This is a genomic window from uncultured Mobiluncus sp., assembly GCF_947087965.1.
Taxonomy (GTDB): Bacteria; Actinomycetota; Actinomycetes; order Actinomycetales; family Actinomycetaceae; genus Mobiluncus.
In genome coordinates this window covers 59,570-72,222 of the sequence record NZ_CAMUES010000008.1, presented here as the reverse complement: position 1 = coordinate 72,222, position 12,653 = coordinate 59,570, and the positions used below count along the sequence as shown (strand labels likewise).

General features: G+C 59.4%; 7 protein-coding genes. 4 read left to right on the top strand and 3 right to left on the bottom strand.

The features are described 5' to 3' along the window. Positions 1 to 78 precede the first annotated feature (78 nt). Entirely contained in the window at positions 79 to 1,632 is a 1,554-nt protein-coding gene (gltX, locus tag Q0V70_RS08565) for a glutamate--tRNA ligase (protein ID WP_297590760.1), read from the bottom strand. Between the two features lie 755 nt (positions 1,633 to 2,387). On the opposite strand from gltX, the gene Q0V70_RS08560 reads away from it, so the two are divergent. Together Q0V70_RS08560 and Q0V70_RS08555 are read left to right on the top strand one after the other, a co-directional pair. Then, positions 2,388 to 3,170, top strand: a complete 783-nt coding sequence (locus Q0V70_RS08560) for a fumarylacetoacetate hydrolase family protein (protein ID WP_297590758.1) — start codon at positions 2,388 to 2,390, stop codon at positions 3,168 to 3,170. After that, entirely contained in the window at positions 3,170 to 5,965 is a 2,796-nt protein-coding gene (locus Q0V70_RS08555) for an RNA helicase (protein ID WP_297590755.1), read from the top strand. Before Q0V70_RS08560 ends, Q0V70_RS08555 begins: the two co-directional genes overlap by 1 nt. Before the next feature lie 81 nt (positions 5,966 to 6,046). On the opposite strand, the gene Q0V70_RS08550 is transcribed toward Q0V70_RS08555, so the two are convergent. Beyond that, positions 6,047 to 6,496 carry a ribose-5-phosphate isomerase gene (locus Q0V70_RS08550; protein ID WP_297590752.1) on the bottom strand — a complete coding sequence of 150 codons (450 nt, stop codon included), beginning with the start codon at positions 6,494 to 6,496 and terminating at the stop codon, positions 6,047 to 6,049. 239 nt (positions 6,497 to 6,735) lie between these two features. Between Q0V70_RS08550 and Q0V70_RS08545 the strand changes: the two genes are divergently transcribed. Then, complete coding sequence (locus tag Q0V70_RS08545; protein ID WP_297590749.1) at positions 6,736 to 9,573, top strand: DivIVA domain-containing protein; 2,838 nt, start codon at positions 6,736 to 6,738, stop codon at positions 9,571 to 9,573. Between the two features lie 15 nt (positions 9,574 to 9,588). Next, positions 9,589 to 10,653: a hypothetical protein gene (locus tag Q0V70_RS08540; protein ID WP_297590746.1), complete on the top strand. Its 1,065-nt coding sequence runs from the start codon at positions 9,589 to 9,591 to the stop codon at positions 10,651 to 10,653. Between the two features lie 22 nt (positions 10,654 to 10,675). Here Q0V70_RS08540 and ilvD read toward each other — a convergent pair whose 3' ends face one another. Next, on the bottom strand, positions 10,676 to 12,556 hold the full coding sequence (ilvD, locus tag Q0V70_RS08535) for a dihydroxy-acid dehydratase (RefSeq protein ID WP_297590743.1): 1,881 nt from the start codon (positions 12,554 to 12,556) through the stop codon (positions 10,676 to 10,678). Positions 12,557 to 12,653 lie beyond the last annotated feature (97 nt).

Here is a 12,653-nt window from a genome sequence, read left to right as displayed (position 1 = left end):
AGTTAATTATATTAAAATATCAAGGAAAATTAGGTCTTTTTGGAGAATTATCAAGAAAAACTCCCTCTACGGGGAAAGTTAACCTAAAAATTCGGTAAGTTTTTTGATTCTCCGCAGGGTTTCTTCCTTCCCTAGGATACGCATGGAATCGAAAACCGGGATGGATACGTTTGTCCCGGTGACGGCCACGAACAGCGGCGCAAAAGCTACGCGCGGCTTGACTCCCAAACCGTCAATAAGTGCCGCATTCAAGACCTCGTGAATCGCCTCCGTGTCGGCAAATGCCTGTTCACCAGCGGTTTCCAGCGCCTTGGCGGCCACCTCAAGAATCGCGGGGGGCTCACCTTTCAGCTTCGAGACGGCCTTTTCGTCATATTCCACGTCATCACGGAACAGGAACCCAATGAGTCCCGGGAGCTGATCCAGTTGCTGGACGCGGGTTTGCGCCAACGGTGCCGCCTGATCCAGTACGGCGCGTTGCGTGGGACTCAGGGAATCATATTCCTTCGCCTCGACCAAACCGGCTGCCGCTAGGAAAGGCACCGTCCGACGGGTAAAATCGGACGCATCCAGCAGACGGATATGCTCCGCATTGATTGCGTTGCATTTCTTAAGGTCAAACCGAGCCGGATTCGGGTTTACCGCGCGAATGTCGAAAGCCTGAGCCATTTGTTCGCGGCTGAAAATATCGTTATCTGCGGCGTAGGCCCAACCCAGCAGCGCCAGGTAGTTGACCAAGCCTTCGGGAATAATGCCGTGCTGTTTATGCAGCAGCAGGTTCGATTCCGGATCACGCTTCGAGAGCTTCTTGTTCCCCTCGCCCATCACGTAAGGCAGATGCCCGAAATAGGGCATGAACTTCGCCACCCCCAGAGCGTAAAGCGCCCGGTAGAGCACGATTTGGCGCGGGGTGGAGGACAGCAGGTCCTCGCCGCGCAGGACGTGAGTAATCTCCATCAACGCATCGTCCACCGGATTCACCAGGGTATAAAGCGGCTCGCCGTTGGCACGTACGATGACGTAGTCGGGTACTGAGCCGGCCTTAAAAGTAATGTCGCCGCGTACCAGGTCGGTAAAAGTGATGTCCTCGTCCGGCATTCGCAGACGCAGCACAGGTTTACGACCTTCCTTAATATAGGTCTCGCGCTGAGCGGCAGTGAGGTCACGGTCAAAGCCGTCGTAGCCCAGCTTCGGGTCCTCGCCGCGTTCCCGGTGACGCGCCTCAACTTCCTCGGGAGTTGAGAAAGATTCGTAAGCATAGCCGGCTTCCAGGAGCTGACCAGCCACTTCGCGATAGATATCCATACGCTCTGATTGGCGATAGGGGCCGTGCGGGCCGCCCACGTTGATTCCTTCGTCCCAATCCAAGCCCAGCCAGTCCAGCGATTCCAGAATCTGGTTAAACGATTCTTCGGAGTCGCGCGCCGAGTCGGTGTCCTCAATGCGGAACACGAAAGTTCCCCCCTGGGAACGTGCATAAGCCCAGTTGAACAGGCAGGTGCGAACCATGCCGACATGGGGAGTACCGGTCGGGGAAGGACAGAACCGCACACGGGTTTTCGGACCGTCCGCAGGCGGCACGGGGATTGCAGAGACTTCAGGCAATTCGGTATGTATCACGGAGTCAATCATATATCCTCGCCTCAATGCTTTTTTCAGCACTGCGCCCGTGCCGCAGTTCCGAGCCGAATACCGGCGTATATAACCTGAATTTCAGCGCTATTCAGGTGTGAAACTTCCTGTGGTTTCCGGAATAGTTGCACGAATGACCGATTTTGAGCCTGAATTCAGGCTATCATCGACTCCGATTCTCTAAAACTGCAGTTCAGCAAGATTCTAGTTCTTGCCGATTGGCTCTGAGCACAGTGAAATCGGTCATTCGTGCAAGACAGGCTGCAGGGGAATTTTGAGGCTGTTTGTTACCGAGTTTCGGAATATCCGGCGCGACCGGAGCAGGGGGGCGACTCAGCGAGAGGCTGGGGGGTGAGCGTTTTGCGACAATAGTCGCGCAAAACGCGAGGGGGCCCTCCCCCTTCCGCCTCTCGCGAGCGCCCCCGCGACGAAGCGCCCCGACCGAATCCGCTCCTCCACCGCGACGCAGACTTTGGCAGCGCAAGCTCGCTTGCATTGCCAAAGTCCAGGAAGCGGTACGGAAAGCGCAGCTTTCCAAGTATTTCTGCGACTGAGAGGCATCCCCCCGAAACCCGCCAGACCTCGCGACTCCAGCGGTTTTTGATTGAAATCGGTGATTAAACAGGGGTACGTGACCATATAGACCAGCAACCCCGATTTAATCACCAAATAGCATCACACCCAGCCCGAACCCCACCAGCACTCGCGCGCTCACCGGATGGGACGCGCAGTTCGGCGGTTGATAAACTGACCCCATGCGAGTTATACGTTTTGATAAAGGCGACGATACCTACGGTTTTGGCGTGATGGAGGACGACACGGACCGGATTACGGTCTTGGCGGAAAACCCCCTGTACAGCCCTGACAAAATCACTCCGACCGGCCAGATTCTGCAGTTGGAAGACGTGCGCCTGGTCGCCCCGGTGATTCCCGCCTCGAAAGTCGTGTGCGTGGGGAAAAACTACCTGGAACATATCCGCGAATTCGGCTCGGCCGTGCCTGATGCCCCGATTCTGTTCATCAAACCCAACACCTCGGTCATTGGCCCTGGCGCGCCTATCGTCCTGCCGAAGTGGTCCAACCATGTCGATCATGAAGTCGAACTCGGCGTGGTCATCAAGCATGTCGCGAAGGATATTAACCCCGAAAACTGGAAAGACTACGTGTTCGGCTACACCATCGGCAATGATGTCTCTGCTCGCGACGCTCAGAAAGTCGATAAACAGTGGACGCGCGCGAAGGGCTTCGACACTGCTTGCCCGCTCGGGCCCTGGATTACTGTGAACCCTGACCTCGATGTGCAAAACCTGCGCATCCGCAGCGAAGTGGACGGCGAATCCCGCCAAGACGACACGACCGCCAATATGATGCACCCGGTGGGCGAACTGGTGACCTACATTTCCCAAGCCATGACCCTGCTACCCGGCGACGTCATCCTCACCGGCACCCCCGCCGGTGTTGGCCCACTCACCGCAGGATGCACTGTGACCTGTGAAATCGAGGGCTTGGGACAACTGAGCAACCCGGTGCGCCGCTGATGGAGGCTCTCAATCAACTGCTGGACGACCTGGAAGATCGTGGCGCACTCACAGACCCTGTCGAGGTTCTGCTGGCGTTTCAGGAATGGGCCGAATCTACCGGCCGCCCGCTTTATCCGCACCAGCAAGAGGCCGCCGAGCGCCTGATTCTGGAGGATAAACATCTCATCGCTCCCACCCCCACAGGTTCGGGCAAGTCCCTGATTGGGGTGGCCGCGATTTTGTGGTCACTAGCCCGGGGCGGCGTTTCCTATTACACCGCCCCGTTGAAGGCGCTGGTCAGCGAGAAGTTTTTTGACCTGGTGGACCTGTTTGGTGCCGCCAACGTGGGTATGGTCACTGGCGACGGTTCGGTCAACGCCGATGCGCCGATTATCTGCGCCACGGCGGAAATCCTCGCGAATCAGGCGCTGCGCTGGGGAGATGACCTCAACGTCGATACCGTGGTGATGGACGAGTTTCACTACTATGCTGACCCGGAGCGCGGCTGGGCGTGGCAGGCTCCCCTGCTGACTCTGACGAAAACCAGGTTTGTGCTGATGAGCGCCACTTTAGGGGATACTTCGTGGTTTGCAAAGAATCTGTGGGAAGTCACCGGGCGTGAAGTCGCGGTCCTCGATTCCGCGAAACGTCCCGTGCCGCTGGAGATGTCCTACGCGGCCGAACCGCTGGAAAAAATCCTGCAGGGACTGGCCAATCAGGACCGACTGCCGGCCTACGTGGTGCATCCCAGTCAACGCGCCGCGGTGGAAGAAGCCGAGCGAATCGCCAGCCTGGATTTGCGTCTGGGTCTGGACCCCGACACTGCCGCCCGGCTAAAAGACCAGGTAAACACCGTGCAGTTTCATTCCTCTTTTGGGAAAACCCTGAAGCCGCTGCTGCTGAAGGGCATCGGAATCCACCACGCGGGAATGCTGCCCCGCTATCGCAGGCTCGTCGAAAAACTCGCTCAAGCGGGCCTGCTCCGGGTCATTTCCGGGACCGACACCCTCGGGGTCGGCATTAACGTCCCCATCCGCACCGTCGTCATGACCTCCCTGGTGAAGTTTGATGGGAACAAGGAACGTCACCTGAATTCTCGTGAGTTCCACCAGGTTGCCGGACGGGCGGGCCGTGCCGGGTTTGACACCGTGGGATACGTGGTGGCCCAAGCCCCGGAGTGGGAAATCGACAACGCTATCGCCATCGCCCGAGCGGACGGGAATGCGAAACAGCTTGAGAAAATCAAAAAAAAGAAAGCCCCCGAAGGCCGCACGTCCTGGACAGAAGGGACGTTCAACCGTCTGGCGCAAAGCGCTCCCGAAGCGATGGTGCCGCGGTGGAAGATTACGCACGCGATGGTGCTAAACACCTTGCAAAAGCCCGGCGACCAGGCCGAAAACCTCAACACTTTGGTGTACCGCAACCACAACGTGCTACGTGCCACCGGGCCGGCAAAGGACCGCAATCCCTTTGCCGATACCCTGCAGCACATCTTGGAATCCCTCGAGGATTCCGGGGTCATTTCCGGAGGGCAGCTCGCTCATGGCGACAGCGGCGAATCCAGTTCCGGCTCCGCTTGCGATAAGGGTCGTCCGCAGGGCGGGCACTGGACTTTGACGGCGGACCTGCCCGAGACTTTCGCCCTAAATCAAGACTTGGCGCCATTTGCCCTGGATTATTTGCAGGCCTTTACGGACCACGCGGACGCCGCCAGCGCGGAGGCGCCCGCAGCCGGGGGTGCGTTCGGGGATACTCTCGATGTGATTTCCGTGGTGGAGTCCGTTTTAGACGACCCCAACGCTATCTTGCGCGCCCAGGAACGCGCTGCGAAAGACCGGGTCTTTGCGGAACTGAAAGCGAGCGGGGCGGACTATGACGAACGGCAAACCGCCTTGGAACGGACGACTTACCCCAAACCCTTGAGCCTGGAGCTGGAGGTCGCTTTTGACACCTACGTCAAAGCGAACCCGTGGGCGCGCGGATACTTCATTTCCCCGAAATCCATCATCCGCGAGATGGTGGAAACCGGCCAGACGTTCCAGGCTTTCGAAGCCAGCCTGAAAATCGAGTTTTCCGAGGGAGTTTTGCTGCGCTACCTGTCCGATGCGTGGCGCGCACTGACCCAGATTGTGCCCGAACCGTTGAAAACCGAACGGTTTATCGAGGTGCTGGATTGGCTCAACGACACCATTGACCGGGTCGACTCGTCCCTGTTGGATGAATGGAAGTTCCTGGAAAATCCGGAACTGCGCAAAACGGCGAACCTGGACGGCACCACCTCAGCTGGCGGGCCGGACGAAACGGAGCTGGCTTTCGGCGAGCGCCCGGACGGAACTTTTGACTACCGCCTCAACCCTGCCAAACTCGGCACCGAACTGCACCGGGAGCTGTTTAGCTGGCTCGATATGCTGGGCGGGGACGAGTTCGAGCGGCTCAGTGCAATGGAAACAAAACTGCGCTCTGACCAGGGCGGAGTGTCCCGGCCTCTGGCGGAAATCCCCCCGATCACGGAATCCGGCTGGGACAAACAACTCGGCGCCTACTGGGACGCCCACGACTTCATGGAAACGGTAGGAGAGGCCCGCCACCGGCGCAATTTCCGCGTTATCACGCAGCCCACCGAGGCCGACCTGCCGGCTAGTATCGGCATCTCGCCTGAGGCTATCCTGGAAAATTTGTGGCTGGCAGAGCTGACCATCGTTGACGGAGATGGCGACCTGGACTTTGGTTTTTATGCGCTGTTGGACCCCGAGGCCTCCAACGAGGCGTTTCACCCAATCTGGGCGCCGCTGGGTCTGTGGGAACGGCTCTGAACGGTTGATAGCGCCGTAAGCGCCAAACCTGCCCTAAAGAAGTGCCAGACTCGGGGGAAAGCGCGGAACTAACGCCGCGAACTACCGCTGGTTGTCGTAATCGCTGAGCTGGCCGATGCGGCGCTGATGGCGTTCGTCGCCGGAAAAGTCCGTGGTCAGGAACACTTCCACGAAACGTTCGCATTCCTCAACGGAGTGCTGGCGAGCGCCTAGGGAAATCACGTTGGCATTGTTGTGCAGACGGGCAAGGCTCGCGATTTCTTCGTTCCACACCAGTGCCGCACGAATTCCGCGTACCTTGTTGGCGGCGATTTGCTCACCGTTGCCCGAGCCGCCCAGCACGATACCCAAAGAGCCCGAATCTGCCATCACGCCCTCAGCGCAGGCAATGCAAAAGCCCGGGTAGTCGTCATTTGGGTCATAGGCGGCAGGTCCGTGGTCAACGACTTCATAGCCGCGATCCCGCAACCAGGTCACCAAGTGCTGTTTCAATTCGAAGCCGGCATGGTCTGTACCGATGTGAACGCGCATAATCTTCCTTTCGTGTCGAATCTGGCCCGCCCGGGCACAGCCAAGAACATTTATATCCTAGCGAGATTCTCTGGGGGCGGCATAAAAAGGTCCAATTCGTCCCCAAACCCCCTAATCGACAATGTTTTCCCACAACTACAGGTAAAATTGTCTGTTGAAGTGTATATGCGCAAAACCCGACTCTGCTTGAAAAGTAGCCGGCCGCGCTGCTGAAGATGAAGAATGGAAAGGACCGGCACATGAGCGAGGACGCCCCGCAATTGCTGACCAGTGAAGACATCTTTTCGGCTCAGTTCCCTGCGACAAAGTTCCGCGATGGGTACGACCAGAATCAGATAGACGACTACCTTGATGAAGTGGTTCGCGTCCTCTCATATTACGAAGCGTTGAATGCTTCGCCCGAGGCCGAGGTGGATTTGGCATATATTACGGTCCGCGGCCGGGACGTGCGCGAGGTCGACTTCGATTACACCCGAATGCGGGTGGGCTACGACCAAGACGCCGTGGACGACTACTTGGACCAGGTCGCCGCCACTTTGGAGGCTTACGAAAAGCTGTACGGCATCCCCCCTTCCGACCAGCGCTACCAGGTGTTACAGGTGGACGGGGCAGCGCTGGAAGCCGAGGCCGCCGAACAAGCCGCTGCCTCCGGCGAGCTGCCCAGCAATCCCGAGCCCGCTGGCGAGGAAACCGTAACCCCGATTGACCTTTCGTCAGAGGCTCAGTTTGAGGCTCCCGCTGTGGAAAACGCGCCGGAAACCGCTGATTCCGTGCCGTCCGTTCCTTCCGCTGGCGAGCCCGAACCCGCCACTGAATCTGAGGTGCGCTCTTCCGTTTTAGGCACTCCCACCGGGTCGATTCCCGCTGTTCAACCCGTTTCCTTTGAACAAGCGGTGTTCACCGATTATGAGGATAGTTCGCCTCATAATGGTGATTTTGGCGGGGATGGTTCTCCCGTTTCTCCCAGTTTTCCTCCGCTCAACTCTCCGGTGTCCCCCGTGTCCCAGACTCCGGAGACGGATTCGTCCCCGGTCGAGGGCGGTACTGATCAGACCTATGCCAGCGAGGCGTTACCGGGGGTTGAGACTCCGGCAGAGCCGGTCGCCGAGCCTGGTATCGAAGCTGCCGCGGCCGACGCTACTGTGGGACTGAGCGATGAATGGGGCGAAGTTCCGCAATATCCTGTAGACGCACAGCTACCGGAAGATACGGATTCGACCGCCGCTCAGCCCTATGCTGAGGCCGGATATGATGCTTACCAGCCCTATGGTTATGACGCTTACAGCCAGCCGATGACCGTAAACCCGGCGGATACTCAAGGAAATGCTGAGCAATATCCGGGTTATCCCGCCGAGGCCGGATACGCCCCGCCCTACGGCATGGAGACGCCGGAGGGCTACGGCTATGCACCTCAGGCTGAGGGCGAAAACCAGTCGTTCATTCCCGAAGACACCACGATGGTCATGCCGGTCACCCATGCGGCACCGATGGACGCCCAGAGTCCCGACGAAACCCCCTCCGAGTACGTTCAGGGCTATGAACAGGCAGGGTACCCGCAAGGTTACGAGGATTCTCCAGCTGAGGCAGCTCCGGATTATGACTCGACCTTTGACGCTGACCTGGAAAAGTCCTATGAACTGGAAGATTCTCTGGGTGATGATTATCCAGACGAAATTAACCTGGACGACGCCCCTGAGCTACCGGTTGAGACGACCGATGCCCAGGCTGATTCCGTGGCCTTGCAGGAGGATTTTTATGCTCCTGTTGCCCCGGAAGAAGCACCGGCCTCCCCCGATTTGGCAGAACCTGCCGGATACTATTCCCCGGAATCTGTTCCCGAATCGATGCCTCAGCCCTACGCGGACTTCCCGCAACCCCCTTATGCGTTCCCGGAATCACCCGCGGCCGCCCTGCTAACTTATGGAATGCCAGAGCAACCCGCAGCCGACTCCTGGCAGACACCAAACCCCTACCAGCCAGAGGGCTTGGCACCAAACGATTGGGGCGGCACACCGGCATCGCTGCCTGCCGAACCGCCGGCAGTCCAGCCACCAAATCAGCCCGTCACCCCGGACTTTTCAGCGTACGAACCGGTACCGGATTTTTCGGCTCCTAGCCCTGAAACCCCGATAGAACCCGCAACGGAACAGCCTCAGCCGATGAGCGAGGCTTCCGCTACCCCGGCGGAATCTGCCGAGCCTAGCCTGTCGACTTTCCAGATGCCGAAGCTGGAGACGGTGGAACTGGGTCAGACCGAGCCGACCCCCGCAGAAGTCAACGATTTGGGCGGTGCCACAACTGTTTACGGCATCCCTGGTGATGAATCCCAAAAAGCTCCGCTGACTGACGTTGTGGCTCCCCCGTTGCCGACTCCCGGAGTGGGGATGGATTTGGGCCAAATTCGCGAAAAACTCGAACACGAACAGGCAGTCTCCCCGGCAGAACCCGAGCCAACGCTGGCCGATTTGCCCAGTGTGCTGATGACTCCGACCCGTAGTAACGCGGATTTCCCGCCCCCCGAGACTCCCACCCCGGACACACCGAGCGAGCCGGCCCAGCCAGACACTGCTTCGGAGCATCTCTCGGCGACACGGCTGGAGGAACTGGCGGCTCAGAATACCGCGTCCGTTCCCGATACCACGCCAGACACCCCGATGGTTGATACCCAGTCCGCAGACGGTGAAGCTGCGAAGGGCCAGCCGGCTCCGATTTTCCCGGAGGATTCCAACCCGCGGCCCATGCTGCAGGGCGAGGAGCCTTTAGCTGAGGTCGATCCGGACGGGCGTTTCATCCCGCATTTCTTGGCTGGATACCGCTCGAATTTGGATACTTTCACTTCCGTGTACGGGGCTCTCGATGAGAGTGGTTCGCGGGTGAAACCGGCTTCGATTGCGAAGCTCGAAGCTCAGCAGCATCGCAAGTCGATTACCACGGGATACCTGGTGACAGTAGCTACGTCACGGCCGCTAGGTGCCGACGATCAGGTATTCGTATGCCTTCCGGACGGACGTGAAGTCCCGGTGACCTCGGCTTCCTCGGACTTTGACGGTGTTCATCTGACCATTCCAAAGATTTGAGAGTTTGCCAGCCGAATGTCCTACACCCCGAGACATAACAATCCCTATTATGATGCCGCCGGCGAGAAGCGCCGCCGGGTGCGGCGCGGCTTGGTGGCTCTAGGGGTAACCCTGCTGGCGGGAGGCCTGGTAACGGGGGCGGTAGTCGTGGGAGTTACCCAGCTGGCTCGTCAGCCTCAGGTGAGCGCCTCACCCAGCCCTTCCCTCACCTCGCAACGGCCGGGGGATTCTGCCGGTACAAACGCGAAGTCTCCGACGGCTTCTCCCGACAGTTCCGTTTCACCTTCCGCTCAGGCTACGAACCCGAGCGATTCTCCCACCCCCCAGGCTCCTGCGGCTGCCCAAATGCAGGGTTGTGACGGTACGACGCTGACCTCTCCCGCCGCCGGACGTCTCAGCAGCCAGGAATTACGCGCGACATTTGAAAAAGTCGGCCGAGACACGGGGGCCACTATTTCCGTGGCTTGGTTTGATCCGGTCAGCTCCAAGATTGAAACCGCCGGGTCTGGACAAGCCTGGGTGGCGTGGTCGACCTCAAAAGTTCCGGTTTCTGTGGCGGTTTCCCAGGCTGGGAAGGCGGGGGCTATGGCTGGCTCCATGTCGGCGGCTTTGCGTCAGTCAGATAACGGTGCCGCCGAAGCGCTGTGGCAGTCCTTGGGCGCAAGTGATGCCGCTCGGGCTCAGGCCGTCACCCAAGTTTTACGTCAGTCTGGGGACAACTCGACGACAGTCCCGTCTGTGCGGTTGCGTTCCGGATTCACAGTTTTCGGGCAAACTCCTTGGACCACCGCGTCCCAAGTGGGGTTCATGATGAAACTGCCCTGTTTAGCGGGTTCAGGTCCGGTGGTGTCCAATATGGGACAAGTCAGCGGCGGCCAACGCTGGGGAATGGGCAGTCTGCCCGGCGCCACGTTCAAGGGCGGTTGGGGGCCGGGCGTGAGCGGAGGCTACCTGGTACGTCAAATGGGCTGGTATCAAAACAGTGAAGGCAAACGGGTGCCTCTAGCAATAGCCGCCCAAGCCGGCTCTTTTGACGGCGGTATCGGTGTGCTGAACAAGCTCATCGCCACTATCGGCTAGATTTTCGGTTTCGAGACCTGTGTCAAAGCCCGAGTTTCACCAAGAGGCCTTTCACGTCACGAGCTGCCCCTTTGTCGGCTGACAGGGCGGTGGCGCCGTAGAGTTTCAGGGCATCGGAGACTTCGCGGTTGCGGTGCGGCTGCCAGGGGTGCGGGCTCGCTTCCATCGCCGCGCGGCGCCGCGCGATTTCATCATCCGGCACATCCAGGGTGATTTCCTCGCGGTTTACATCGATGATGATTTTGTCCCCGTCCTCAATCAGGCCAATCAGCCCGCCCGCGGCCGCCTCGGGGGAAATGTGACCGATAGAAATCCCGGAGGTGCCGCCAGAAAATCGTCCATCAGTAATGAGCGCGCAGGTTTTGCCCAAGCCCCGGCCTTTCAGGAAAGACGTGGGATAGAGCATCTCTTGCATCCCCGGTCCGCCCGCGGGACCTTCGTAGCGAATCACGACCACGTCCCCGGCCTGCACGGTCTTGTCGAGGATTTTTTCCACCGCTTCTTCCTGAGATTCCATCACGATGGCGCGGCCTTCAAAGTGGAACAGTTCGGGGTCGATGCCCGCCGCTTTCACGATGGCGCCGTCAGGAGCCAGGTTTCCGCGCAGCACGGTCAGCCCGCCTTTCGCCACGTAGGCGTGGGCCACGTCACGGATACAGCCCGCCGCCGCGTCCGTGTCCAGCGTGTCAAAGCGCGCGGTGGCGGAAAAGGCGTGGATGGTGCGCTGGTTGCCGGGCGCGGCGTGGAACAGTTCGAGGGCTTCCGCACTGGGTGTGCCCCCACGCACGTCCCAGTCTGCCAGCCAGGTGGCCAGGTCGGGGTAGCACACGGAGTGCACGTTTCGGTTCAGCAGTCCGGCGCGGTCGAGTTCGCCCAGTAGCGCCGGTACTCCCCCGGCCCGGTGGACGTCCTCCATGTGGTAGTCGTTGTGGTTAGGGGCGACTTTTGCCAAGGTCGGCACGGTGCGTCCAATCTGGGCGATGTCGGCCAACGTAAAGTCGAGTTCGGCAGCTTGGGCGGCAGCCAGCAGGTGCAGCACCGTGTTCGAGGAACCACCCATCGCCATATCCAGGCTCATCGCGTTGGCGAAAGCCTCCCGGGTCGCAATAGCGCGCGGCAGCACGGAATCGTCCTCGTCATCGTAGTAACGCTTTGCCAGAGCCACCACCAGCTGGCCAGCTCGCGCAAAGAGGTCGCGCCGCGCCACGTGGGTCGCCAGGGTGGAGCCGTTGCCCGGCAACGCCAAGCCCAGCGCTTCGGTCAGGCAGTTCATCGAGTTAGCCGTGAACATTCCCGAACAAGATCCGCAGGTCGGACAGGAAAGCTCCTCGACTCGCTGCAGTTCCGCGTCGTCAATGTCGTCATTGGCGGTCGCGTTCATAACCGTGATGAGGTTGCCCCGCCCCCCTGTTGACGGCCCGACAATGTCTGCGGCCGGAATGCCTTTGCCGGCTTCCATCGGACCGCCCGAGACAAACACGGTGGGAATGTTAAGTTTCAACGCAGCGTTAAGCATTCCAGGAGTGATTTTATCGCAGTTAGAGATGCACACCAGGGCATCAGCGGTATGGGCGCGCACCATGTATTCCACCGAATCAGTAATGATTTCGCGACTGGGCAGGGAATAGAGCATGCCGCCGTGACCCATCGCAATCCCGTCATCGATGGCAATCGTGTTGAACTCGCGCGGGACTCCCCCGGCTTCACGTACCGCTTCGGCCACGACTTTCGCGACCTCCCGCAAGTGAATGTGACCGGGCACAAACTCAGTAAAGGAGTTCGCAATGGCAACAATCGGCTTGCCAAAATCGTCATCTTTCATGCCGGTGGCGCGCCACAAGGAACGGGCGCCCGCCATATTCCGCCCGGTAGTGGACGTTGCGCTATTGAGTTTGCGTGTCATGGTTGTCTCCTCAAAGAGTTTTTTTAATACTCACAAGTTATTGTAATAATCCGCTACTGGTTCGACGAAAAAGGCGTCAGGCCGGTTCGCCGGGTCG

What these genes read in the sequence shown, in the direction of transcription:
- gltX (WP_297590760.1), bottom strand. Translation starts at nt 1,632, where the DNA reads ATGATTGACTCCGTGATACATACCGAATTGCCTGAAGTCTCTGCAATC.
- Q0V70_RS08560 (WP_297590758.1), top strand. Translation starts at nt 2,388, where the DNA reads ATGCGAGTTATACGTTTTGATAAAGGCGACGATACCTACGGTTTTGGC.
- Q0V70_RS08555 (WP_297590755.1), top strand. Translation starts at nt 3,170, where the DNA reads ATGGAGGCTCTCAATCAACTGCTGGACGACCTGGAAGATCGTGGCGCA.
- Q0V70_RS08550 (WP_297590752.1), bottom strand. Translation starts at nt 6,496, where the DNA reads ATGCGCGTTCACATCGGTACAGACCATGCCGGCTTCGAATTGAAACAG.
- Q0V70_RS08545 (WP_297590749.1), top strand. Translation starts at nt 6,736, where the DNA reads ATGAGCGAGGACGCCCCGCAATTGCTGACCAGTGAAGACATCTTTTCG.
- Q0V70_RS08540 (WP_297590746.1), top strand. Translation starts at nt 9,589, where the DNA reads ATGTCCTACACCCCGAGACATAACAATCCCTATTATGATGCCGCCGGC.
- ilvD (WP_297590743.1), bottom strand. Translation starts at nt 12,556, where the DNA reads ATGACACGCAAACTCAATAGCGCAACGTCCACTACCGGGCGGAATATG.